The organism is Bradyrhizobium altum (genome assembly GCF_020889705.1).
GTDB classification, from domain to species: Bacteria; Pseudomonadota; Alphaproteobacteria; order Rhizobiales; family Xanthobacteraceae; genus Bradyrhizobium; species Bradyrhizobium altum.
Map to the genome: position 1 here is coordinate 14738 of NZ_JACMYP010000013.1, position 24373 is coordinate 39110.

Below are 24373 nucleotides of genomic sequence, written 5' to 3' on the forward strand. Positions count from 1 at the left end.
GCGAGCCGGCGCTGTCGTCATCACCGCCGTGTGGTTGACACGCTCAAGGCAGCGCATCGGCGGGATGCTTGTCGCGATGCTCGACATATTCGACGCGTGTCTGGTCCGGATGCAGCACCAGCATGTTGCGGCCGGTCGGGACCGGCTTCGGGGCCTCCAGTATCGTGGCGCCGGCGCCGGGGAGATGCACGGCGAATGCGTCGATGTCATCGACCAGAAATGTCAGATGCGTCGCCGTGAACGGCTTCAGGCTCTGTTCCGTCCCTGCAATGAACAGGATCGAGGCGACCTGCGCCAGCCTGAGATCATATTCGGGATAGTCGAAGCGAAGGCGCGCCGCCTGGCCGATCAGGGCTTCGTGGAAGGCCACGGCCTCGTCCAGGCCCTCGAGCGGCAGGTAACGTCTCGCCAGGATATTGAGTATCTTCATCGCCAGGTCCTGATGTTCTCGTGTTGCTGCGACCGCCATCCGGTCCAGCCAGACGACGCGACAAGGCGCGCCGCCGCTTGCGCAGCGCCGCGATCGCTCGATCGATCTGGTCGAGCTTCTCCTGCATCACTGCCGAGCAGTTCACGCGCGCGCCGCGCCGGCCGTCTTCAAGCGCAGTCAGAAGATTGCGAAGCTCGCGGGTCGAGAAGCCCGCGGCGATGAGGTCTCTCACCCACGCAGCCCGTTCGATCTCCAACACAGAGTAGCTTCGATAGCCGTTCGAATTCCGGCGCGGCACGATCAGGCCAGCCGCCTCATAATGCCGAAGCGCCCGTGCACTCACGCCAAGATGGTGTGCCGCCTCCTGAATCCGCATCGCGATCTCCTGTCGAGGGTCGGCCTAGCACCTTCTCATTAACGTCAATGTCAAGCGCCGTGTTGCGGGGCTGCGCCGGGCGCATCAATCCGCTGACACGGACGCAGGGGCCAAATGTCCCGGCCTGCCTGAACTGGCCGGGATGGCCAATCCGCTGTCGGCGACATATCGTGACGGTCCGCCGCCGAATCTGAGGCGGATCGTTCATCGCCGGGTCATCTACATCAGGCCATCGTCAGCGCCGCGCCCGCGAGGGGCGGCGGCACATTTTTCGGAGGAGGTTTCGGATGATCAGGGGCTGGCAGATTGCGACGTCGGCGCTCGCCATCGTCGTGATGGTTGCAACGCTGGGCGCAGAAGCGAACGCGGCACAGTGCGGCAACGGGCCCGGCGGATTCGAAGCCTGGAAGGAGCAGTTTGCCGGCGAGGCGAGGGCCAAGGGCGTCGGCGCCACCGCGATCGACGCGTTGATGCAGGCACATTACGCCAGTGCGACGATCGCCGCCGATCGCGGCCAGCGCAGTTTTGGCCTGTCGCTCGAGCAATTCATGGCCAAGCGTGGATCTGCGACCATCGTAGCGCGCGGCCGTTCGCTGAAGCAGTCGCAGGCGGCGCTGTTCGCCTCGATCCAGCAGCGCTACGGCGTGCCGCCGGGACCGCTGATCGCGATCTGGGGCATGGAGAGCGGTTTCGGCAGCCAGCGCGGCAACCAGAACATGCTGTCGTCGATCGCGACGCTTGCCTATGACTGCCGCCGCCCGGACTTCTTCACCGACCAGCTCTATGCCGCGCTGAAGCTGATCGACCGCGGTACTTTGTCCGGGAGCACGCGCGGTTCGATGCATGGTGAAATCGGCCAGACCCAGTTCATGCCGAAGAACGTCCTCGCCTATGGCACCGGCAATCTCGACGTTGCCGCCAACGCGCTGAGCTCGACGGCGAACTTCCTGCACGCCCATGGTTGGCGCGCCGGCGCCGGTTATCAGCCCGGGGAACCCAACTTCGCCGCGATCGAGGCATGGAACGCAGCGCAGGTCTATCAGAAGGCGATCGCCATCATGGGACGACAGATCGACGGCCAATGAGCGCGGGGCAGGGTTCCTTCACCCCAGGTTCCTTCACTCCCTGTTAACGCAACGGTGCCCAGATCGTTTGCGGTGAAACGGAGCGAGTGGAGGCAGGCTCCATGCTCAAGAACGGCACTTATGCGGCGTGGTTTCGAACGTCGCTCGCCGACGGCACCGGCATCGTGCACGTGGCCGACGGCAGGCTGTGGGGCAGCGATGCCATCATGCTCTACAGCGGCACCTATGAGGTCGACGGCGAGCGCTTCTCCGCCGTTCTCACGGCCAGGCGGCACTCCGAGGGACATTCGACCGTGTTCGGCACCGACGATCTCGTGGTGCGGCTCGACGGCGTCTGGAGCGGCGCGATCGCGACCTGCAAGGGCAGGGCCGATGCCGTGCCCGATCTCGCCTTCGAGGTGACGCTGATGCCGAGCCACGAGGTGACACCCGAGCCGCCGCCGGATTTGCCGCTGCCGAAGTTCGATCCGAGCAAGCTGCCGAAATTGCCGAAACGCTCGAGCCGTTGAGCAGCTCTCCAGGCGCGATCTCTACGCGTCGCTTGGGCCCGCGGTTTCCGGAAACGGTGCGCCGGGGGTGTAGCGCTTCAGCGCGCGGATCTCGTAGACCGCCGACGGGTTGACGCTGCGCAGGTCCCGCGCCGCGGCGATCGCTTCGGCTTCATCGGCGCAATCGATCACGTAGAAGCCCAGCAACTGCTCCTTGGTCTCCGAGAACGGGCCGTCGATCACGATGCCGTGGCCGGGCCCGCGCAGGGTGCTGGCGTTGCGGGTCTCGCCGAGCCGTGCAGCCGGGCCGAGCCGCCCCTTCAACCGTTGACGCACCTCGCGCAGACCCGCCATGACGGCTGCGTCCTCATCGGCGCTCCACGACTTGACCTCGGCTTCGACGTGATAGGCCAGGATGGCATAAAGCATCTCGTGAGCTCCTCATTTCTGTTGCGGCAGGCCCAAGGACGGCCCAGAGCCAGCCACGCCGACATTTCATGTGTAGCCGACCCGCCGGTTTTTGTGCTGCGACAAGGTATCCCGCCGGCGGCATGGCGGCGGCGAGTAGCGCGGCCCGAACAGCCAAAAAGGCGCGGCGGAATCGCTTCCGCCGCGCCCCCGGATTTGTTGTCTCGCTGGTCAGGGCTGAGAGCGCCCCGATGCCAGGCTGATTACTCAGAGCCTAGCGGGCGATCCCAGCGAGGTGACAGCGCTTGAGACAAGACACTAGATCACCTCCTTTCTTTGTTGATGGGACCAGCAATATAGGTGGCGAATCTGCCGCTGTTAAGGCCGCCGTCCGTCCCATCCGGGCCAGGAACCGGCCGGATTGCGCGAACATATTCGCGTTTACCGGCGCACAGGGACGCGCGCCGAGGCAGTTGAGACGGCCGTCCGGCCGTGTTAGGTGATCGCTCGATGCGGGTGTAGCTCAATGGTAGAGCAGCAGCCTTCCAAGCTGAATACGAGGGTTCGATTCCCTTCACCCGCTCCAATTTTTTCAAAGACTTAGCGAGAGTGTCGGATTTCATTCTGACAGCCAGGCCGCTTTACATGTTCTGATGCTCGACTGTTTCGCGTGATGCTCCCATATTCAGCGCACAGCTCCAGACCGAATGAGGTGCGAGCCCATCAAACCGAAGATCTTGGGTTCGGAGGTGCTGCGCGCGCGTGCGGTAATCGGCGACGATGGCGTAGAAGCAGGACGGGTCGACTAGGACGCGACGACGATCGACACCTTGGTTCCGGAATTGAAGTCGAGCCGCTCGGCTTCGACACCTCGCCAAACACATCGGCGCATCTTCGCGGAGAGCCCCCGAAAATCTGTTACTCAGCAGCGGCCGCGCCCGTCTCGATGCGAATTGGGTCAGTGGTTTTTGAGCAAGACCGGCTCCCAGAAAAAACGCACCGCTTCTGCTTGCGCGTCATCCACCCTAATGCCGATGTCACGCAGGAGATAGGGATCGCTCTTGATATCCTCCCGCAGCCTTGCCCTGAAATGAGCGCGCTCCAACCAAATCAGCGGCAGCCGGAAAATGATGGGAAGCGGTAAACCACCCGCCGTGAACAGCGATCGCCAGGAATATTCCGCGAGGGCAGAAGCAAATGGAGGCACTGTGTTTCCAATCTTTCCAGATTATATCAACTTTGTTCAAAATAGGCGTGCGACGATCGGTGCGCGCGTCACCGTGGATGTCGGTCGATCGAACCAGCTTTTCGCTCGGATCCGGAGCGACGCAATCCGTCATGTGTCCGTCTCGATAAGCGAGAAGTTCAAGGGTACCAACGAAACATTTTGCGTGGATTCGTGAGACGAAAAAATTGGTGTAAAATTCTTAACGCCCAGATATGCGCGGCCGAAGAATGAGGCCCATCAGAAATTGTCGGGCTTACCCAAGGCGATTGAGCCGCGCGCGAATCGGATGTCGCGAAGGCTCGCAATTTTCCAGGCTATCGCACCACTTCCTTGAGTCCCAGCTCTTCCGCTTCGTTCAAGAGGTTTCGTACATGGGTGCGCGGTACGCCGACGCTGGCGCCGGCATCGGAGAAAGAAACTCAAACGTGCTGTTTCGCCCATCGGCCCAATCTTCTGCATCAGCTTGAGGAGCGAGCCGCGATTGATGCGGCCTGGCCATTTATGCCACACGCCCAACGCGTGAGAACGGAACTTTTTGCGTGGAGTTTGGCTTTCGCCGCCGGCGTGCCGCTATACTGGGTCTATGTCACAGCGTGGGCGACGCCCGACGGCGTCGTGCAATTCCGCGACGACATCTATATCCGCCACGGCTTCGGCGCTTCGGTCAACGCGGTGAAGGCGGAGGGGCGCACGCCGGCCGGCTAGCGACCAAAAGCTCCGTCGCCGTCACCCATTCCTCATCCGTTCGCTCGCGAGCTTGTAGAGCAGATCGTGCCCCGACATGGCGTCCGCGAGGAAGCGGTCGAAGGCTTGCAGGATCGGCGGCTTGAGTTCGACCAGACGTCCACTGCGGCCGGAGAGGCTCACATCGCCATGTTGCGCCGCGTCTTCCAGCAGCGAACGCACATGCGTGCGCGACACGCCGAATCGGGCGCCGATGTCGGTGTAGGAGACACCGTCCGCGCCACCGGCGGCGGACATCTGAACGAGCTTGATCAGAACCAGCATGCCGGCATCGCGATGCATGAACCGCATCACGGGCGGATTGCCGGCCAAGATCTCAGCGCCCTTGGCGGAAAAATCGAGAGCGACCAGGCGCTGGGCCCGCTGGAACGCCGGATCGCGCGCCATCGGCTCGGCATAGCCGTCCGGAAACATCACATGCAACGGCACGTAGTTGTAGACTAGCCACTCCCTGTCGAGCGCCATCATCTTGGGAGTCGGGGTCAGAAGGCGCACCCGGCCGTCGAGGTCGGAGGGGCGGGAGTCGACATAGCCGAGCTGAACAAGGCGGGCCACCAGTGCATCGATCCGGCGCGGGCTCGCCAATCCGAACGGCTTTATTTCAGCCTTGAGCCGCTGCGGGGTCGGCCATGTCGAACGATCGGTCACGTCATGGCGGAGATGACGGGACACGATCAGGTTGAACGTCACCTGTCGCATCGTCTCGACCATCAGCCGGCTCGAGAATCGATCGCCCTCGTGAAACGCGAGCACCGCGTCGATGAAGGCTGAGCGGGCGGCCGCAAAGCGCGGGTTGGCGAGAATGTCTTCGGGGGTGTGGACGGGGAGGGCGACGGATCGGGAACGAGTGGACATAATGCTCCGCGAATAGGCTTAGCGGCTTCGCTGCCTTTCAGCGATGGCCAATTGCGACTCGTCTCAAGCAGGACCGCCCGAGCTTTGCAATAGCTCTGCCGCGCCATGATTAACTTCTGATGTGGGAGCGTCGCTTGGGCCAGGTGCTCGGGCCAAGGTACGCGCCACGGGTGGTCGGCAAGACGAACTTGGGGCAGCGATCGTCATTCTGACAAAGAGAAATCCTGTAACGATCTCAATCGGCCAAAACACGTAGAATTGTCAGAATGGCTCCTGAAATCATTGCAAAATCCGGCGACTTCCAAGCTGAATACGAGGGTTCGATTCCCTTCACCCGCTCCAATGTTTTCAATCACTTGCGGCGCTGCCTCGACTCCATTGGGACAAAGGTGCAGCTGCACCTTTTGAAAAAGTCCGCGCTCTTGTTCGCGCGGCGCGGCGCTTCTTCGTGCCGGTAGGATCACGCCGAGCGCTGGAGGGGGCGCGCTGCAATGGCGCGCGGCATCCGTATTGAACTCAGCCCAAGATAGCGGCGACCAATTGTCGGCAGACTGGAGGACCACGACATGCCCGACTGGATTCTCGCGCCGATCTGTGTGGTCGCACTGGGCGGCTTTATCTGGTTCGCATTTCGACAGGGTTTCAGGGTCAAGCCCGACGAGAACAACCGCGACCACCCGACTTTGCCCCTTGGGCCGGACGGGTCGTGGCGCTAAGGGCGGCATCGAGCGACAAGTGCTGCCGGCGCCACACCTGCGTGGCCCATGCTCGTGGTGAGATCGTCATGCGGCCGAGGGTGCCAGGGATGGGTGTCAATGGCGTCCATTACGGTCGGCGACCCTACACCCTTTGGAGTATGCCGATCGTCACGTGAACCTTCTGCCCAGATGTGTAGACGTAATGGCTACCGGGATTTTGCATTTCCTTCCTGGGGCTAGAGCTGACGCCGTCCGCATGCATTTTAAGCGGGCGGTGTTGTGCTGAGGTGAACCATCGCCCCGTCGCAGCATCCCGCTCCCGCGCGCGGAGGCGGCCTATGAAGCGCATACCCACGAGCGAAGCGATCATCACCGTCGCCTTGTTGGTGATATTCGCGCTCGTGATCTGGTTTGGCGCTATGCCCTGAGACTCGGGCGCCCGGCGCAACGAGCCCGAAAATCTCGACGGACCGGATGCGCAGGGTGTTTGGGACCGCGATGCTGACGGATGACTCTGTCAGGGGAGCGAAACGACTCGCAGGTTGTTCGTGCTTCCTGCCTGCCCAAAGGGAATGCCGGCGACAACGACCAGCAGGTCCCGGCTTGATGCAAACTGCTCTGCATGCGCGAGAGCCGTCGCGCGCTCGACCATCTCCTCATAGCTCCCGACATCGTCGGACAGAACGCTGTGCGCGCCCCAAAGCAGGCACAAGCGACGCGATACTTCGCGGCTCGGGGTGATGGCGAGGATCGGTAGGCTCGGCCGCTTGCGCGCGACGCGTGCGGCCGTGGTGCCGCTCGACGTGTAGGCCACGATGGCTGCGGCGTGAATGACGGAGGCGAGGTCGGCGGCGGCCGTTGCAACGGCATGCGGCGGCGTCTGCTCTTCGCCGGGCTGGGTCGCCTCGACGATCGAGCGGTACATCTTGTGCTGTTCTGTGCTGCGGATGATGCGATCCATCATCTCGACGGCCTCGCGCGGATAGTGGCCCGTCGCGGATTCCGCCGACAGCATCACCGCGTCTGCGCCATCATAGATCGCGGTCGCAACGTCGGAGACTTCCGCGCGCGTCGGTGTCGGCGCGGCGACCATGGAGTCCAGCATTTGCGTGGCGACGATCACGGGCTTCACCGCAAGACGGCACGCCCGCACCAGCTCCTTCTGGCGCCCGGGCACGTCCTCATGTGGAATTTCGACGCCGAGGTCTCCACGCGCAACCATGATGGCGTCGCAGAGCTGGATGATGTCGTCGATCCGCTCGAGCGCTGCCGGCTTCTCGATCTTGGCCATCAGGCCGGCGCGGTCGCCGACGAGACTTCTCGCCTCGATGATGTCGGAAGGCTTCTGCACGAATGACAAGGCGACCCAATCCACGCCGAGGTTCAGACCGAACTCCAGATCGAGGCGGTCCTTGGTGGTGAGCGGCGAAAGGTCGAGCACCGTCCCCGGCAGATTGACGCCCTTGTGGTTCGAGATCGTGCCACCGACGATCACCCTGGCTTCGATGAAATCGTCACCGAGCCCGGCGACGCGAACCCGGACCCTGCCGTCGTCGATCAGAAGGTCGTGGCCGGGGGCCACGGCGGCAAAGATTTCCCGATGCGGGAGCGGGATCGCGGTTCGGTCGCCCTCCGATCCGGACAGCACGAACCGGATGGTCTCGCCGGCCGCCACGGTAATCTTGCCATCGCGCAAGTTGCCGACGCGGATCTTCGGACCTTGGAGATCCATCAGGATGCCGATCGGACGGCTGACCTCCTGTTCCAGCCTTCGGATCGCGGCGTGGATGGTTGCGTGGTCGCTCTGGGTTCCGTGGCTGAAGTTGAGACGGAACGTATCGACGCCTGCCAGCAGCAGCGCTTTGAGCATCTCGGGGGAACTGCTGGCGGGGCCGACGGTTGCGACGATCTTGGCCCGTCGATGACGACGCATGGGTCACCTCATTGCTGGCTTGCCGGCCGCAATCAGCACGGCGCGGATATCGTTGACATTGGTAAGCGTTGGGCCGGTGCGCACGAGGTCTCCAAGGCGGTCGAAGAACGTGTAGCTGTCATGGGCTGCCAGAAAGGCCCGTGCGTCAAGCCTGCTCGCGGCGGCGCGCCGCAGCGTATCCGGACCGATCAAAGCTCCAGCCGCATCTTCCGTTCCATCAATACCGTCGCTGTCTCCCGCAATCGCCCAGATATCGGACGTACCGGACAGGGCGATGACAAGCCCCAGCAGGAATTCGGTGTTGCGGCCGCCGCGACCCGCCGGCCCGCGTCCGATCGTCACCGTCGTCTCTCCGCCGGACAGCAGCACGGCAGGGGCAGGGCCGGGCTGCCCATGCCCCGCGATCGACCGGGCGATGCCCGCCATCACGGTTCCGAGCTCGCGCGCCTCGCCTTCGATCGCGTCTCCAAGGATGATCGGGGTCAGGCCTTCATCTCGCGCAGCGTTGGCCGCAGCATCAAGTGCATGGAACGGCGCGGCAAGGACACGGACATCGGCGTCGATCTCGCCGGGTTTCGGGGTCTCGTCGGCTCGCTCAAGCACGAGCCGCGCAGTTTCAGGCAGGTCGATTGCAAACCGGCTCACGATCTCCTGCGCGTCGGCTTTTGTGCTGCTGTCCGGCAGCGAGGGACCGGAGCCGATCGCGGCGGGATCATCGCCGGGAATATCTGAGGTCACGAGCGTCGTGACGTGAGCGGGGCGGGCGACGAGCGCCAGCCGGCCGCCCTTGATCGCGGACAAATGTTTGCGGACAACGTTCATCTCGGCAATCGTCGCGCCGCTTGCAAGCAGGGAACGGTTGACCGCCTGCTTGTCGGCGAGGGTCATCGGGGATGCAGGAAGGGTCATCAGGGCCGAGCCTCCGCCGGACGTCAGGGCGATGACGAGATCGTCCGCTGAAAGTCCCCGAACGGCGCTGAGCATCCGAAGGGCGGCGACCTTGCTCGTGTCGTCAGGCACGGGGTGAGACGCCTCGAGCACTTCGATGCGGCCCGCGGGGACTGAATGACCGTGGCGAGTGACCACGACACCCGAAAGGTCGACATCAGGCCAGGCCGCGTCGAGGCCTGCTGCCATCGCGGCCGAAGCCTTGCCGGCGCCGACGACGATGCATCTGCCCTTCGGCTTTGCCGGCAGAGCGCGCGCAATGGTTATCCTTGGATCGCAGCTGGCGATCGCAGCATCGAAGATCTTCCGCAGCGCCGTCCGCGCCCGCAAGTCCGTCCAATCAGTGTTCAATCGCCGCGCTCCGGCCAGGTGCTGGCGCGATCGCGGCCTTTGCCGTCGTCTCACTGCCGAGAATGAAGGCGCGCCGCATCGGCTTGATCACCAGCAAGGCCGTGAGGGCAGCGGTGGCATTGAGCGCAACCGCGACGATGAACACGGCCTGCCAGCCGAGCTGCGAGGAGATGACGCTCGCGAGCGGCACGAGCAGCGCCGCCGTGCCCTTCGCCGTGTAGAGCATGCCGTTGTTCGTTGTTGCGTATTTGGCGCCGAACGTGTCGCCCGACGTCGCCGGAAACAGGCTGTAGATTTCGCCGAAGACGCCGAAATAGACCGCCGTCGCCAGCACGAAAACAACCGGAATGTGGCCGTAGGTCGACAGCGTCAGCAACATCAGCGCCGCAGTCGCGAACGCAATGAACATCGTGTGCTCGCGGCCGATCGTGTCGGAGACCCAGCCAAAGAACGGACGGCCGAACCCGTCGAACACACGATCGAGCGAGATGGCAAAGGTCAGCGCCGCCATCTGGAAGCCCGCCAGGGTGACCGGCGTGTCCGCGATCTTGAAGTCGTGGGCGATCGGCCCGATCTGCGCCGCGGTCATCAACCCGCCGGAAGCCACCATGACGAACACCAGGTACATGACCCAGAAGATCGGCGTGCGCAGGACCTGGGGCGGCGTGTAGTCGATTGCGCTCTGCGGCAGATTGAGCTGCTTTTTCCTGGGGGCCTCGACGCCATGCGGCGGGCGGACGAACCAGGCCAGCAGGAGAACGATGAGGCCCTGCCCGATTCCGAACGTCAGGAAGGTGCTCTGGTAGCCGCTCGTGGCAATCATGTTGGCAATCGGCACGACGGTGAGGGCTGCGCCGGCGCCAAAGCCTGCAGCGGTCGCGCCTGCGGCGAGGCCGCGCCGGTCCGGAAACCATTTCAGCGCGTTGCCGACGCAAGTGCCGTACACGGCGCCGGCGCCGATGCCCGCGGCAATAGCCGCTGCATAGAGCATGACGAGAGAAGAGGCGTATGAGTTCAGCACCCAGGCCAATCCGATCATCAGCCCGCCGAACATGATGACGATGCGCGGGCCGTATTTGTCCACGAACCAGGCTTCCACCGGCACCAGCCATGTCTCGGTCATCACGAAAATCGTGAAGGCGAGCTGGATGGCCGGACGGCCCCAGTGATACTTGGCGTCGATCGGATCAACGAACAGCGTCCACCCGTATTGCAGGTTGGCGATCATCGCCATGCAGACGATGCCGATCGCGAGCTGGAGCCAGCGGAAGCCGCCGGGGGACGATGCCGGTTTCGTGCTGGAGATCATGTGCGCTCCCAAAGAGATGGTGGTCGTTTGGTCCGGCTGCGTCGGGCTGTCGTCCTGCCGCCGCCTACTGACGAAATTCGTTGGTCAACTCGCCGATTCCGTCGATCGCGATGGTGACCGTATTGACAGGCTCCTTCATCACTCCGACGCCGATCGATGTCCCGCAGCAGATCAGGTCGCCCGGCAACAGCGTCATGTCGTGTGAAATCTTGCTGACCAGCGCCTGCGCGCTGAAGATCATGTCCGCGATCGGATAATTCTGGCGCTCCACGCCGTTGAGGATGGTGCGCACCACAAGGCGTGCGGGGTCGAGGCCCGAGGCAATGACGGGACCGAAGGGCCCGTATCCGTCAAAACCCTTGGCCCGCGCCCATTGCGGGAAGGTCGGATCGCGGTTGAGAATGTCGGCGGCGGTGACGTCGTTGGTGCAGGTATAACCGAAGATGAAGGCGTCGGCCTGCTCGGGGGCTATGGCCGTGCAGCTCTTGCCGATGACAATGCCGAGTTCGCCTTCGTAGGTCGTCTTGCCATCGTAGCCCGGGGGGCGCGTGATGACGGCGCCAGGCGCGGTCACGCTGGTCTGGGCTTTCAACAGGTACAGCGGTTCGGCCGGCTCAGGTGATTTCAGCTTCGCCGCCAGTGCGTGGAAATTGTTCCAGAGCGCGATGATCTTGCTCGGCTCCGTTGGAGCGAGCAACTCGACATCGTCAAGCGCCAGCGTCTGTCCGGTCGGTCGTGTGTCGCCGAACATCTCTCCTGCATGCACGGAGATGCCGGACGGGGTGAGTTGCCCGAAGCCGGTTTCGGCATGGTGGCGGAAGCGGACCCAGCGCGTCACATTGGCCATCGCGATCACGCCACCGCAAGCGATTGGGCTTCGACGCCGGCCGCCCCGTCATAGAGGCCTGCCAGTCTGCTGCGCTGCGCCACCAGCGCCAGCACCGCGTCGAGCGCGGGCGTCGCAATCCCCGTCATCCGGCCCATTTCCTGCACCACGGTGATCAGCGGATCGATCTCGACAGGACGTCCACGCTCGAGATCCTGCAGCATCGAGGTCTTGTGCGCGCCGACCTTGCGTGCGCCCTCGATGCGGCGTTCGACATCGACCCGGAACTTGACGCCGAGGCTTTCCGCGATCGCCTGGGCCTCCAGCATGATCGCCCTGGACAGCGCCCGCGTGCCGGGATTGGTGCAGATCACGTCGAGGGTCGCGTGGGTGAGGGCGCTGATCGGGTTGAAGCAGACATTGCCCCACAGCTTCAGCCAGATCTCGTCGCGGATGCGGTCGAGCACCGGCGCCTTCATGCCCGCTGCCGCGAACAGGGCGGCAAGCCGCTCGACATCAGGTGTGATCTCACCGGAGGGTTCGCCGAGCGGAAAGCTGTTGCCATAGACGTGGCGGATCACGCCGGGCGCCTCGATCTCGGTGGCGGGATAGACCACGCAGCCGATGGCGCGCGCGGGGTCGAGTTCGTTCCACTGCCGTCCGCCGGGATCGATGCTCTCAAGCGCCGATCCCTCGTGCCGTCCGCCGTGCTTGTAGAAATACCAATAGGGAATGCCGTTGACGGCGGTGACGATGCGGGTCCGCTCACCCAGCAGGGGGCGCATCGGTTCGATGACGCCGGTGATCGAATGCGCCTTGAGGCAAATGATGACGAAATCCTGTTCGCCGAGTTCGGCGGGATGATCGGTACAGCGAGGATGTACCACGCGCTCCTCGTCGCCCATCAGGAGTTTCAGGCCATTCTGCCGCATCGCGGCGAGATGCGCGCCCCGCGCGACCAGGCTGACATCGGCGCCAGCGCGCATAAATTCGACACCGAGATAGCCGCCGATGGCACCGGCGCCGTAGATGCAGACCTTCATGAAATCCTCTCGAGCAGAGTGGGGACACAGCATGAGCCGCAACGGCTCGAACCGGGTTGCGTGGCAATGGCCTTGGAAAAATCCGTCAGGCCGCGCAGGCGGCTTCCTCCAGGGCAAAGCCGATGTCCCGCATGCTCACGACGCCGACGAGCCGGCCGTTGTCGATGACGGGGATATGGCGGATGTCGCGACGGACCATCAGACGCTCGACATCGGTGAGCGCGTCCTGCGAAGTGCAGGACACCAGCGGCCGCGGCGAAATGAACTGCGCGACTTTCGCGGCAAGACCGCCCGTGCCGCGCTCGGCGATCACAGCGACGACGTCGCGCTCGCTGAACATTCCGACCACGGCGGCGTCGACGCTGCGCGAGGCGTTCCTGACCACGAGTGCGCCGACATTGCTCGCGTACATCAGGTTCGCTGCAATGCTCACGGTTTCGCTCGAGCCGATCGTCACCACGTGCGCACTGTTGGTGCGAAGGATGTCCCCGACATACATGGCATGGTCCTCCCGGTTACAGTCGTTAAGAAACAATCGTGGTATACATTATCCCAGAAGTCAAACAAAAGAATCGCCGCGTTATGTAAGAAAATGGCAAAAATACTGACCCATTCCGAAAGTCTGCGACCTTGACTCAGGCGTCTTTTGGTATGCCATATGCCAATTGTGACGCTCGTTGTCGGCGAGCAATTTCGTTCTGAACCGCAACCGGTTAGGGGCAGGTCGTGATGAAAAGAGAGCCGATCCGGCGCAAGCCGTCCGATCCCGATTTTCGCGCGCAGCCGGATCAGGACCCGCGAGATGGCGGCGTTCAATCGGTCGATCGCGCGCTGCAAATCATGGAAGCGCTTGCAGAGGATGACGAAGGCTATCGGCTGACCGATCTTGCGATCCGCATCGGCTTGCCGCCGTCGACGGCTCATCGGCTGCTGACGACGCTGGAGAATCGCAGGTTCGTGCAGTTCGACCGCGAGGAGTCCAAGTGGCACATCGGCGCGCAAAGCTTCGTGGTCGGCTCGACCTTCATGCGCCGGCGCAATTTTTCCGCGCGGGCATTGCCTTATCTGCGCAAGCTGCGCGACCAGACCAGGGAAACCGCCAATCTTGCAGTGGTCGACGATGATTCCATCATCGTCGTATCCCGCATCGAAAGCCGGGAGATCATGCGTTCGCTGACCAAGGTCGGCGGACGCGTGGCGCTGATCGCCTCGGGCGTGGGGAAGGCGGTGCTGGCCGCGTATTCCGATGCCGATATCAACGCGATCATCCGCCGTCGCGGCATGCCGCGCCTGACGGAGAAGTCGATCATTCGGCCGGGCGAGCTGTTCAGGGAATTGGAGACCGTGCGACGCCAGGGCTATGCGGTGGACAATGAAGAGGCGCGGCTCGGCCTGCGCTGCGTCGCCGCAGTCGTCTTCAACGATTGCAGCGAGCCGTTCGCCGCGGTTTCGGTATCGGGGATGGCGGATCGGCTGACCGACGCGCGCTTGCCGGAGATCGGCGCCATCGTGCACCAGATCGCAGCCGAGCTCTCCGCAGAGCTTCGCGGCAGCAGCTGCACGCAACAGTAGCATGGCGCGAGGCCTGCGGCTGGTCTCGCCTTTGCCGGTTTCCATTCTTTCGCAGGCCCTAATCACTTGCAGACATGCAAGAAATCGCAAGCGTTGCCATAGCGCGGAAAATCCAATCGTTTGCGTTGAGATCGATGATCGCGGGCCTGATGATCATGCTCAGGCCAACTCATAGCGAAGCGGGATCATCAGATGAAAATGCGAGCAGTGGATGCAGCAGTGCGCATTCTCGAACGCGAGGGGATCACCTGCGCGTTCGGCGTTCCCGGCGCCGCGATCAACCCGCTTTACTCCGCGCTGAAGCGCAACGGCTCGATCCGGCACATTCTGGCGCGCCACGTCGAGGGCGCCTCGCATATGGCGGAAGGCTACACCAGGGCCAAAGCGGGCAATATCGGCGTTTGCATCGGCACATCGGGCCCCGCCGGAACCGATATGATCACCGGCCTCTATTCGGCGATCGCGGATTCGATTCCGATCCTCTGCATCACCGGTCAGGCGCCGCGGGCGCGGCTCTACAAGGAAGATTTCCAGGCCGTCGACATCGAGGCGATCGCAAAGCCGGTGACGAAATGGGCCGTCACCGTGCGCGAGCCGGCGCTGGTGCCGCGGGTGCTCAGCCAGGCCTTCCATATCATGCGCTCGGGGCGGCCGGGGCCGGTGCTGATCGATCTTCCCCTCGATGTGCAACTGACCGAGATCGAGTTCGACGACGAGACCTATTCGCCGCTGCCGGTCTACCAGCCTGCGGCGACGCGCAAGCAGATCGAGAAGGCGCTCGAGATGCTCAACGCCGCCGAGCGGCCGCTGATCGTGGCCGGCGGCGGGGTGATCAACGCCGATGCATCCGAGCTCCTGGTCGCCTTCGCCGAAGCGGTCAACGTTCCGGTCGTCCCGACGCTGATGGCGTGGGGCGCCATTCCGGACGATCACGCGCTGATGGCCGGCATGGTCGGCTTGCAGACCAGCCATCGCTACGCCAACGCGACGATGCTCGAATCCGATTTCGTGCTCGGCATCGGAAACCGCTGGGCCAACCGGCATACCGGTTCGATCGAGACCTACACCAAGGGTCGCAAATTCGTCCATGTCGACATCGAGCCGACACAGATCGGACGGGTTTTCAATCCGGACCTCGGCATCGTGTCGGACGCGAAGGCCGCGCTGGAACTGTTCGTGACCATCGCCAGGGAGTGGCGGAAGTCGGGGAAGCTGCGCGATCGGCAGGCCTGGCCCGCAGCCTGTCGCGACCGCAAGCGCTCGATGCTGCGCAAGAGCCATTTCGATAACATCCCGATCAAGCCGCAGCGCGTCTACGAGGAAATGAACAAGGCGTTCAGTCGTGACACCTGCTACGTGACGGTGATCGGATTGTCGCAGATCGCGGGTGCCCAGTTCCTCAACGTCTATCAGCCGCGCAACTGGATCAACGCCGGGCAGGCCGGTCCGCTCGGCTGGACACTGCCTGCTGCGCTCGGCGTGCGCGCCGCCGATCCCGACCGCGACATCGTCGCGCTGTCGGGTGATTACGACTTCCAGTTCCTGATCGAGGAGCTCGCGGTCGGGGCGCAGTTCAATCTGCCCTACATCCACGTCGTCGTGAACAATTCATATCTCGGGCTGATCCGGCAGGCGCAGCGCGGCTTCGACATGGACTATCACGTCCAGCTCTCGTTCGAGAACATCAACGCACCCGAGATCGGCGCCTACGGTGTCGACCACGTCACCGTCGCAGAGGGGCTCGGCTGCAAGGCGATCCGTGTGACGGATCCGAACGACGCACAGGCCGCGTTCGCGACCGCGCGCGAGTTGATGGCCAGGTATCGCGTGCCCGTGGTGGTGGAGTTCATCCTCGAGCGGGTCACCAATATCGCGATGGGAACGGAGATCGACAACATCGTCGAATTCGAGGAGGTGCTCGATCTCCCGCTCGATGACGTGCCGAGCGCACAACGATCCGGCACGCTATTGCCGGCTTGACGACCTCATTCAGCGCTGCCCCAAGCGGAGATACCACCCGTGCCTCAATTTGCCGCCAACCTCACCATGCTCTTCAACGAGCTGCCGTTCCTCGATCGGTTCGCCGCCGCCAAGGCCGCCGGCTTCAACGCAGTCGAATATCTCTTTCCGTACGACTTCGAAAAAAGCGAGTTGCGGGAGGAGTTGACGCGCTGTGGGCTGACCCAGGTGCTGCACAATCTTCCGGCCGGCAATTGGGCCGTCGGCGAGCGGGGCATTGCGATCCTGCGTAATCGGGTCGATGAATTTCGCGACGGCGTGGTGCGCGCGATCGACTACGCGAAGGCGCTGGATTGCCGGCAGCTGAACTGCCTGGTCGGCATCGCTTCCGCCGGCACTGATGCGGCAGAGCTGCGCGAGGTCCTGGTGTCGAATCTGCGCTTCGCCGCCGGCGCGCTCGGCCAGCATGGCATCAAGCTCCTGATCGAACCGATCAACACGCTCGATATTCCCGGCTTCTTCCTGAGCGGGACGGAACAGGCGGTGCAGCTCATTGCCGACGTGGGTTCATCCAACCTGTTCATCCAGTACGACATCTATCACATGCAGATCATGGAAGGTGATCTGGCGCGGACCCTGCAAAAGCATCTCGACCGGATCGCGCATGTCCAGCTCGCCGACAATCCTGGCCGTAACGAGCCGGGGACCGGCGAGATCAACTATCCCTATTTGTTCAAGCATCTCGACAGCATCGGATATCGCGGCTGGATCGGATGCGAATACAAGCCGCGGACGACCACACTCGAGAGCCTTGCCTGGCACGCCGCGCAGACCTTCGTGACCTAGAGCTTTTCCGTTCCGATCGAATTGGAATGGAGCTTTGGACTTTGTTTTGACGCGTTTTCCTCACGCGAACGGTATCCGCTTCGCAGGAAAACATCCCAATCCGGCTGACAGGAGCGACGACAAATGAAAGACATAGGATTCATCGGGCTCGGCACCATGGGACGTCCGATGGCGAGCCACCTCCTGGCTGCCGGCTATCGCCTGTTCCTGCACGACGTCGCACCTCTTCCGCCGGAGCTGATTGCAGCCGGCGGCGTCGCTTGCGAGTCCGCCAGGCAGGTGGCGCAGGAAGCGGACGCCGTGATCATCATGGTGCCGGATACGCCGCATGTGGAAGCCGTGCTGTTCGGTCAAGGCGGCGTCGCGGAGGGAGTCTCCAAAGGCATGATCGTGGTCGATATGAGCTCGATCTCGCCGCTGGCGACGAAGGAGTTTGCACGGAAGATCGATGCGCTGGGAGCCGACTATCTCGACGCGCCGGTTTCCGGCGGTGAGGTTGGCGCAAAGGCCGCAAGCCTGACCATCATGGTTGGCGGGCGGGAGCGGGCGTTCAACGCGATGAAGCCCCTGTTTGACACGATGGGGAAGAATGTCACGCATGTCGGCGGCAATGGCGACGGCCAGACCACCAAGGTTGCGAACCAGATCATCGTGGCGTTGACCATCGAGGCGGTGAGCGAGGCCCTGCTGTTTGCGTCCAAGGCGGGCGCCAATCCTGCGCTGGTCCGCCAGGCGTTGATGGGCGGTTTTGCCTCGTCCCGGATCCTTGAAGTGCACGGCGAGCGGATGCTGAAGCGCAATTTCGATCCAGGCTTTCGCATCGAGCTGCATCAGAAGGATCTCAACCTCGCGCTGGAAGGCGCACGGGCACTCGGGTTGTCGCTGCCGGGCACCGCGGCAGCTCAGCAGCTGTTCAACGCCTGCAACGCGCTCGGCGGCAAGGCCTGGGACCATTCCGCAATTCTGAGAGCGCTGGAAGTCATGGCGGGCCACGAGGTGGCGGCTGCCTGAGCTTCATGCAATGGTCACCGTGCGGACTTTGAATAATCCGCCCCGGTGACGATATCGACGGCCCGGCACCCGTATCCCAAAGAGCGATCTTTGGCTCCTTGACACGGTAAGTAAAAATATTATTACATACCGTGGTTGGGAGAGACGGCTGATGTTGCAGACAAAACGAAGCTATGGCGGCATGGTGACCGCGCCGCACCACCTGGCGGCGCAGGCTGGACTCGCGGTCCTGTCGGAAGGTGGCAATGCCATTGAGGCGATGATCGCCTCGGCCGCGACGATTGCCGTGGTCTATCCGCATATGAACGGCCTCGGCGGCGACAGCTTCTGGCTGGTCGGCCGCGCCGGTTCGATGCCGGTCGGGATTCAGGCTTGCGGACGCGCAGCGATGGCGGCGGATCGCGGCTGGTATCGCGAGCGTGGCTGCAGCAGCATTCCTGGCCGCGGCCCGCTGGCCGCGCTGACCGTCGCCGGGACCATCGACGGCTGGCAGAAGGCCTATGAGCTCAGCCGCGATCGCCATGACGGTCGGCTGCCGATGGCGCGGCTGCTCGAGCCCGCAATCCGGCATGCCGAGGAGGGCGTCGCCGTTACCAGCACGCTGCACGAGAACATCCGCAAGAAGCGGCATGAGCTCGAAGACGTGCCCGGCTATGCCGAGGTCTATCTGCCGCAAGGCGCCCCGCTCGCGCTCGGCGCGCGGCTGCGGCAGCCGCGTGTCACCGCGACGCTGCGGCGTCTGGCCAAGGGTGGGCTGTCTGATTTCTATCGCGGCGAACTGGCGCGCTCGTTGGCGGCCGACCTCGAGCGGGTAGGGAGCCCGCTGCGATTGGCTGATCTGGAGCGGCATCAGGCATCGCTGGTGACGCCGCTGTCGGTCGAGGTGTCCGGACACAAGGTCTTCAACATGCCTCCGCCGACGCAGGGGCTGGCCTCGCTCCTGATCCTGGCACTTTATGCCCGGCGCATCGCTGGCGAAGCCGATGGCGTCGATCATCTGCACAGGCTCGTCGAATGCACGAAAGCTGCGTTCCGTATTCGCAACGGCCACGTGACCGATCCCGACTACATGAAGCGCCCGGCCGCCGAATTCCTGACCGAGGAATCGCTCGCCGGGCTTCACGAAACGGTCTCCGACCACCGCGCCGCGCCGTGGCCCGATCCGTCCAAGCATGGCGATACGGTGTGGCTCGCTGCGACCGATCGCAGCGGACTCAGCGTCAGCTTCATTCAAAGTGTCTACTGGGAATTTGGTTCGGGCGTCATCCTGCCCGAGAGCGGAGTCACCTGGCAAAATCGCGGAACGAGCTTCAGCCTAAACGAGACCGATACCAATCGGTTGGATCCGGGACGCCTGCCGTTTCACACGATCCAGCCGGCGATGGCCGAACTCGGCGACGGGCGGCTGATCTCCTTCGGCACGATGGGCGGAGAGGGGCAGCCGCAGACCCAGGCCGCGATCTTCTCCCGTTACGCCATGCACGGCCAGGAGCTGCAGTCCGCGATTACCGCGCCGCGCTGGTTGCTCGGCCGCACCTGGGGCGAGGAAAACAACAATTTGAAGATCGAATCCCGCTTCGATCCCGCGATCATCGAACGGTTACGCGCGCTCGGCCACGACATTCAGGTGACCGGCCCGTTCGAGGAGGTCATGGGACACGCCGGCGCGATCGTCTGGCATCCGGACGGCCTGATGGAAGGAGCCAGCGATCCTCGCAGCGACGGCGTCGTTGCGACCCGCTGAGGGGCATTCGCTGCTCTCGATCCGCACGATATTGCGTCGTGCGGCTTGCCCGCTAGCGGGACGGCTTGCCGAGGCGCGCCGTCGCCTTCGGTCCTGCTGACTTGTCCTTGCGTCCCCCGACAGGGGCCGTCAGCCAGGTCAGGATCATGTCCTGCGCATGCTCGCGGCGCAGCTCTAGCCAGTCCGACGCGCCGAGATCCTTGTCGAACATCGCCGACAATGTGTACCGGTTGGAAACGTGGAAATAGCTCATCGCGGTGATAGAGACATAGAGCTGGATGGGATCGACGTCACCGCGAAACAGGCCCGCCGCCACGCCGCGCCGCAGAATGCTTTCGATGCTTGCAACCAGGGGCAAAGTGAGATCGGCAATCTTGCGCGACTTGCGCATATTGCGTCCACGCTGAAGGTTCTCGGTGTTGATCAGGGCGATATAGTTCTGGTGCTGCCCGAAGAACGTGAACGTGAAATCGATCAACCCGCTCATTGCGGCGATCGGCTCGAGATCATCCAGTTTCAGCCGCTGTTCGGCCGCGCGAATTTCGGTGTAGACGTCCTCGAGGACTGCAATGTAGAGCCCGTTCTTGTCGCCGAAATAGGCGTAGAGCAGGCGCATATTGGCCTTGGCGCGCTGCGCAATGGCCTCGACGCGTGCGCCGCCGAGGCCATTGTGACAGAACTCGAAGGTCGCGGCGCGCAGGATCGCTTCCTTGGTGAGCGCGGAGTCGCGAGGCCGCTTTCCGCGTGTGGTGGTGCGGGTGGGGCTGGTCGGTGCTGTCGTCTCTGTCACGGCGTCAACCTTGCCTGGGCTCGGGCATTCACGCAGGGCACGTCCGCATCAGGCCACATCGGGCAGCGGACCGGTTCCCGGCGCAAGCAGCTGGGATTGAGATCGGCATTGCGACTGTTCGTCAAGTGCGATTCCTCCATGTTCACTGCTTCCGGGCGCCGGCTGCCACCATCACGCCGTTGTGCGCGACGAGTCGGCCAGCCTTGTAGACATCGCGTGGCTTGGGACGAGCGACCACGGCTTCCTGGACATGCCGGGCGTCCAGCACGACGAAATCCGCCGTCCCGCCGACCGTGAGGCCGTAGTCCTTGAGGCCAAGCGCGCGCGCTGCGTTGGTCGTCACCATGTCAAAGGCCGCAGCCAATTGATCGTCAGTGTTGAAGCCGGAGCGATAGCCGACCATCATTGCGCGTTCGAGCAGGTCGCCGTCGCCGTAGGGCCACCAGGAATCGCGGATGTTGTCGTTGCCGGAGAACACAGTGACACCGGCATCGCGAAGCAGCAACACGGGCGGAAATGTGCGCGAGCCCGGGGCATTGGTGAGAATGGCGACGCCGGCCTCGGCAAGCTGCTGCGCGGTACGCTGAGCCACGTCGCTAGCCACTTCGCCGAGCGCGTAGGCATGGCTGATCGTGACCTTGCCGCCAAGACCCGACGCTTTGGTGCGTCGCGCGATCTCCTCGATCTCCGAGATACCCTGCAGACCGCCATCATGCAGGTGAATATCGATGCCGACGCCATGCCGCTCGGCGATCCCGAAGACGACGTCGAGATGCCCGGCGACGTCACCATCATGGCCTGCGGGATCAAGTCCGCCGACCAGATCGGCGCCGGCGCGAACGGCTTCCTCGAGCAATTTGGCCGTTCCGGGCGATGTCAGGATGCCGCTCTGGGGAAACGCGACGATCTGGATCGAAAGCTTCTCCCGGTGCGCCTCCCGCGCGGCGGCGATCGGTTCGAAATGTCGCAGGCCGACCTCGGCATCGACATCCACGTGGCTGCGCATGTGAGTGGTGCCCTGCGAGACGCAAAGGTCGATCAGGGCCGCGGCCCGAACCGGGATCGGCTTGGCGCCGGCGAGTGCTTCCTTCTCGAATTTGACGCGCTCGCGCACGTTGAAGCCGGCGGTGCAGGGCCGGTGCGGCTTCCAGTCGTCGCCGATGAAGCATTTGTCGAGGTGGATGTGACCTTCGACCATGCCGGGCAGCACCAGGCGTCGGCCAAGGTCGCGCCTTTCGCCGACTGCGCCGTAGCTTTGCGGGGACGACGCGATCGCCACGATCTTGCCGCCGCGGACGGCGATTTCGACCAGCTGGCCGTCGGTCAGCCGCGCGTTCTGAAAGAGTGTGTCGATGGCTGTCAATTTGGGTCTCCAGTTTCTTATGTCGGGACGATGCCGTCGGGCAGGGCGCGCGAAAATGCCGCGATCTCACCGGCGGTGGTGATCCAGATGTCCTCGCGCCGTGCGACGATCGCCTGCAGGGCGCGTCGCAGCGGCCGCAGCCGGTGCGGCTGGCCGACCAGATATGGATGCAGCGCGATGCCCATCACCAGCGACTGCTTGGCGGATTGCGTAAGCATCTCCTCGAATGTGTCCGTGATCATGGTCGCAAACTGTTCGCCGCTGTCCTTGCGCCCGACAATCGAGGGGATGTCGTTCAGTTCCTGTGGATAGGGCACGGACAGGATCCGCCCGCCACCCCTTGTCGAGAACCACACCGGCTGATCGTCCATGCACCAGTCGAGCAGGTATTGGTAGCCCGCTTCGGCGAGAAGGTCCGGCGTCACCGCGGATTGCGAGATCCACGGACCGAGCCAGCCAAGCGGCCGTCGTCCCTCGGCACCCGCGATGACATCCGTCGCCTCCTCGATCAGTCGCTGCTCCTCGGCAGGTGAAAGCACGCCCTGACGTTCGGAATTGGTCCGTCCATGGCCGACGACCTCGTCGCCGCGCGCGCGAAAAGCGTCCATGACTTCCGGGCAGTAGTGATAGATGCTGCTGTTCGCGAGCACGGAGACCGGCAGTTTCAGTTCGTCGAACAGATCGATGAGCCGCCACACGCCGACCCGGTTGCCATAATCGCGCCAGGCGTAGTTGAGGACGTCCGGATGCGGGCCGCCCGGGCAGAGTTCGGCGCCAAGTCCATCGCCGAAAGCGAAATGCTCGAGGTTGAGCGCGATGTAAACCGCGAGCCGCTTTCCGTTTGGCCATGCGAAGTCGGGGCGGCGCGTGATCGCGCTGTAGCGATAGCGGTCATGAGAGACGAGACCCCGCGCTGGATCCGCCGCTTGCGCGGATGTTGCACCGCCGAGAACGCCACGTGAGGTGGCCCGCTCCGGTTCCGCTCCAGTCTCCCGTTGCATTGCAATCTCCATTCGGCGCGCGATCAGCCGCTTGACATTCGTCAATTTGTGAAGAAAGTTTTTACTTCCGTCAAGGCCGCGGAGACGGCGGCAGCGGACCAGAGGCGGCTCGGGAGCCGTCCGAGCGGGAGGAATTGCAGAAATGAGCTACGCTTGTACCCCCATCACCGGGTTGTGCCGCCGCGTTGTCTTGCAGGGCGCGCTCGCCATTCTCGTCGGCTCTGTGCCACTTGCGGAGCGGGCGCGGGCCGCCGAGCCGATCAAGATCGGCCTGGTCACGGCGCTGTCGGGCCAGTCGGCGCGCGCCGGCGAAGCATTGACCCGCGGCGCCACGATCGCGATCGAGGAGATCAACGCGAAAGGGGGCGTGCTCGGCCGTCCGCTGGAGCTGGTGCGCCGTGACGATGAAAGCAATCCTGCGAAGGGGCTGACCGCCGCGCGCGAACTGATCCAGCGCGAGAAGGTCGCGGTGCTGCTCGGCGGTCTCGATACGCCCGTCCAGCTCGCGATCGTGCCGTTCGTCAACAACGTCAAGATGCCGTTCGTGGTGCCCTGGGCCGCCGGAACCAACATCACGCAGAACGGCGCCGCGTCCAACTACGTGTTCCGCGTCTCGGCGATGGACGACGAGGTCGACAAGGCGATCGTTGCGTTCGCCGGCAAGACTTTCGCAGCCAAGAAGCCGGGCCTCATCCTCGTCAACAATCCCTGGGGCGAATCGAATGAGCACGGCCTGCGCGCGGCGCTGAAGGCGGCCGGGATCGAGCCGGCGGGTGTCGAGAAGTTCGAGGCGAACGATGTCGACGTGGTCGCGCAATTGTCCCGGCTCAAGCAGGCGGGCGCCGACTCCCTGTTCCTGGTCGGCAATGTCGGTCCATCCTCGCAGGTCGTGAAATCGCTCGACCGGATGGGTTGGGCGCCGCCGATCGTGTCGCATTGGGGGCCGGCCGGCGGCCGCTTCACCGAGCTCGCCGGCCCGAGCGCCGAGAGCGTCGTGTTCGTCCAGACCTACAGCTTCTTCGGCAACCTCTCGCCGGTCGGCAAGCGCGTGCTCGCCGAGTTGCAGGCGAAGTATCCGGACATCAAGGGCCCGGCGGACGTGACGCCCGCGGTCGGCTTCGCCAACGCCTATGACAGCGTCCTGGTGATCGCCGGTGCGATCCAGAAGGCCGGTAGCACGGATCCGACCGCCATTCGTGACGGCTTCTACGGAATCGACCGGCTGGAAGGCCTGATCAAGACCTATGAGAGGCCGTTCGCCCAGGACAAGCACGATGCGCTGACGGCGCAGGACTACATCTGGGCCCATTTCGAGGACAACCACATCCTGCCGTTCAAGAACTGACGGCAGCGGTCGTCCAGCAA

25 protein-coding genes and 1 tRNA gene are annotated in these 24373 nt (G+C 63.8%); 12 read left to right on the forward strand and 14 right to left on the reverse strand.

All coding sequences use genetic code 11. From position 1 onward, the window contains the following. Positions 1–43: 43 nt before the first annotated feature. Both H8B02_RS06240 and H8B02_RS48830 read right to left on the reverse strand, forming a co-directional pair. Entirely contained in the window at positions 44–370 is a 327-nt protein-coding gene (locus H8B02_RS06240) for a VOC family protein (RefSeq protein WP_376711603.1), read from the reverse strand. Continuing rightward, entirely contained in the window at positions 306–806 is a 501-nt protein-coding gene (locus H8B02_RS48830; RefSeq protein WP_376711604.1) for a MerR family transcriptional regulator, read from the reverse strand. The genes H8B02_RS06240 and H8B02_RS48830 overlap by 65 nt, the downstream gene beginning before the upstream one ends. Before the next feature lie 287 nt (positions 807–1093). On the opposite strand from H8B02_RS48830, the gene H8B02_RS06245 reads away from it, so the two are divergent. Further along, positions 1094–1891 carry a lytic murein transglycosylase gene (locus tag H8B02_RS06245; protein WP_173637263.1) on the forward strand — a complete coding sequence of 266 codons (798 nt, stop codon included), beginning with the start codon at positions 1094–1096 and terminating at the stop codon, positions 1889–1891. Between the two features lie 101 nt (positions 1892–1992). After that, positions 1993–2400 (forward strand): hypothetical protein, encoded by a 408-nt coding sequence (locus H8B02_RS06250; protein ID WP_229165365.1) that lies wholly within the window; start codon positions 1993–1995, stop codon positions 2398–2400. 21 nt (positions 2401–2421) lie between these two features. Here H8B02_RS06250 and H8B02_RS06255 read toward each other — a convergent pair whose 3' ends face one another. Then, complete coding sequence (locus H8B02_RS06255) at positions 2422–2808, reverse strand: YciI family protein (protein ID WP_212309740.1); 387 nt, start codon at positions 2806–2808, stop codon at positions 2422–2424. Between the two features lie 491 nt (positions 2809–3299). Here H8B02_RS06255 and H8B02_RS06260 point away from each other — a divergent pair. After that, positions 3300–3373: transfer RNA gene (locus tag H8B02_RS06260), tRNA-Gly, on the forward strand. A gap of 372 nt (positions 3374–3745) precedes the next feature. Here the strand turns inward: H8B02_RS06260 and H8B02_RS06265 are convergent. After that, positions 3746–3994, reverse strand: coding sequence for a DUF1127 domain-containing protein (locus H8B02_RS06265; protein WP_229165366.1), 249 nt, complete (start codon positions 3992–3994; stop codon positions 3746–3748). A gap of 567 nt (positions 3995–4561) precedes the next feature. Between H8B02_RS06265 and H8B02_RS06270 the strand changes: the two genes are divergently transcribed. Then, complete coding sequence (locus H8B02_RS06270; RefSeq protein WP_376711605.1) at positions 4562–4720, forward strand: hypothetical protein; 159 nt, start codon at positions 4562–4564, stop codon at positions 4718–4720. 21 nt (positions 4721–4741) lie between these two features. Here H8B02_RS06270 and H8B02_RS06275 read toward each other — a convergent pair whose 3' ends face one another. Further along, a complete protein-coding gene (locus tag H8B02_RS06275) occupies positions 4742–5614 on the reverse strand; it encodes a helix-turn-helix domain-containing protein (RefSeq protein ID WP_229165367.1) in 873 nt (290 codons plus the stop codon). A gap of 266 nt (positions 5615–5880) precedes the next feature. Between H8B02_RS06275 and H8B02_RS06280 the strand changes: the two genes are divergently transcribed. Both H8B02_RS06280 and H8B02_RS06285 read left to right on the forward strand, forming a co-directional pair. Then, complete coding sequence (locus H8B02_RS06280) at positions 5881–6072, forward strand: hypothetical protein (protein ID WP_229165368.1); 192 nt, start codon at positions 5881–5883, stop codon at positions 6070–6072. Between the two features lie 108 nt (positions 6073–6180). Further along, positions 6181–6330, forward strand: coding sequence for a hypothetical protein (locus tag H8B02_RS06285; RefSeq protein ID WP_171947620.1), 150 nt, complete (start codon positions 6181–6183; stop codon positions 6328–6330). A gap of 499 nt (positions 6331–6829) precedes the next feature. On the opposite strand, the gene pyk is transcribed toward H8B02_RS06285, so the two are convergent. From pyk to H8B02_RS06315, 6 genes are all read right to left on the reverse strand, one after another. Further along, positions 6830–8245 (reverse strand): pyruvate kinase, encoded by a 1416-nt coding sequence (gene pyk / locus H8B02_RS06290; RefSeq protein WP_229165369.1) that lies wholly within the window; start codon positions 8243–8245, stop codon positions 6830–6832. 3 nt (positions 8246–8248) lie between these two features. Then, entirely contained in the window at positions 8249–9544 is a 1296-nt protein-coding gene (locus tag H8B02_RS06295; protein WP_229165370.1) for a glycerate kinase type-2 family protein, read from the reverse strand. Further along, positions 9534–10853: an oxalate/formate MFS antiporter gene (oxlT, locus tag H8B02_RS06300; protein ID WP_229165371.1), complete on the reverse strand. Its 1320-nt coding sequence runs from the start codon at positions 10851–10853 to the stop codon at positions 9534–9536. Before oxlT ends, H8B02_RS06295 begins: the two co-directional genes overlap by 11 nt. Before the next feature lie 64 nt (positions 10854–10917). After that, on the reverse strand, positions 10918–11700 hold the full coding sequence (locus H8B02_RS06305; protein ID WP_229165372.1) for a fumarylacetoacetate hydrolase family protein: 783 nt from the start codon (positions 11698–11700) through the stop codon (positions 10918–10920). A gap of 5 nt (positions 11701–11705) precedes the next feature. Next, on the reverse strand, positions 11706–12722 hold the full coding sequence (locus H8B02_RS06310) for a 2-dehydropantoate 2-reductase (RefSeq protein ID WP_229165373.1): 1017 nt from the start codon (positions 12720–12722) through the stop codon (positions 11706–11708). An 85-nt stretch (positions 12723–12807) separates the two neighbouring features. After that, positions 12808–13221 (reverse strand): CBS domain-containing protein, encoded by a 414-nt coding sequence (locus H8B02_RS06315; protein WP_229165374.1) that lies wholly within the window; start codon positions 13219–13221, stop codon positions 12808–12810. A gap of 230 nt (positions 13222–13451) precedes the next feature. On the opposite strand from H8B02_RS06315, the gene H8B02_RS06320 reads away from it, so the two are divergent. From H8B02_RS06320 to H8B02_RS06340, 5 genes are all read left to right on the forward strand, one after another. Then, the gene (locus tag H8B02_RS06320; protein ID WP_229165375.1) at positions 13452–14294 is read left to right on the forward strand and encodes an IclR family transcriptional regulator; all 843 of its coding nucleotides are present in this window, start codon (positions 13452–13454) and stop codon (positions 14292–14294) included. A gap of 192 nt (positions 14295–14486) precedes the next feature. After that, complete coding sequence (gene gcl / locus H8B02_RS06325) at positions 14487–16274, forward strand: glyoxylate carboligase (protein WP_229165376.1); 1788 nt, start codon at positions 14487–14489, stop codon at positions 16272–16274. 39 nt (positions 16275–16313) lie between these two features. Then, positions 16314–17099: a hydroxypyruvate isomerase gene (gene hyi, locus H8B02_RS06330; RefSeq protein WP_229165377.1), complete on the forward strand. Its 786-nt coding sequence runs from the start codon at positions 16314–16316 to the stop codon at positions 17097–17099. A gap of 123 nt (positions 17100–17222) precedes the next feature. Further along, complete coding sequence (locus H8B02_RS06335) at positions 17223–18110, forward strand: 2-hydroxy-3-oxopropionate reductase (protein ID WP_229165378.1); 888 nt, start codon at positions 17223–17225, stop codon at positions 18108–18110. A 151-nt stretch (positions 18111–18261) separates the two neighbouring features. Beyond that, positions 18262–19854, forward strand: coding sequence for a gamma-glutamyltransferase family protein (locus H8B02_RS06340; RefSeq protein WP_229165380.1), 1593 nt, complete (start codon positions 18262–18264; stop codon positions 19852–19854). Positions 19855–19906: 52 nt separating this feature from the next. Here H8B02_RS06340 and H8B02_RS06345 read toward each other — a convergent pair whose 3' ends face one another. The 3 genes from H8B02_RS06345 to H8B02_RS06355 form a co-directional block, all read right to left on the reverse strand. Continuing rightward, positions 19907–20644, reverse strand: a complete 738-nt coding sequence (locus H8B02_RS06345) for a TetR/AcrR family transcriptional regulator (protein WP_229165385.1) — start codon at positions 20642–20644, stop codon at positions 19907–19909. 142 nt (positions 20645–20786) lie between these two features. Beyond that, entirely contained in the window at positions 20787–22007 is a 1221-nt protein-coding gene (locus H8B02_RS06350; protein WP_229165387.1) for an amidohydrolase family protein, read from the reverse strand. Between the two features lie 17 nt (positions 22008–22024). After that, a complete protein-coding gene (locus H8B02_RS06355) occupies positions 22025–23008 on the reverse strand; it encodes a polysaccharide deacetylase family protein (protein ID WP_229165390.1) in 984 nt (327 codons plus the stop codon). 142 nt (positions 23009–23150) lie between these two features. Here H8B02_RS06355 and H8B02_RS06360 point away from each other — a divergent pair, with 142 nt between their 5' ends. Beyond that, positions 23151–24353 carry an ABC transporter substrate-binding protein gene (locus H8B02_RS06360; protein WP_229165391.1) on the forward strand — a complete coding sequence of 401 codons (1203 nt, stop codon included), beginning with the start codon at positions 23151–23153 and terminating at the stop codon, positions 24351–24353. Positions 24354–24373 lie beyond the last annotated feature (20 nt).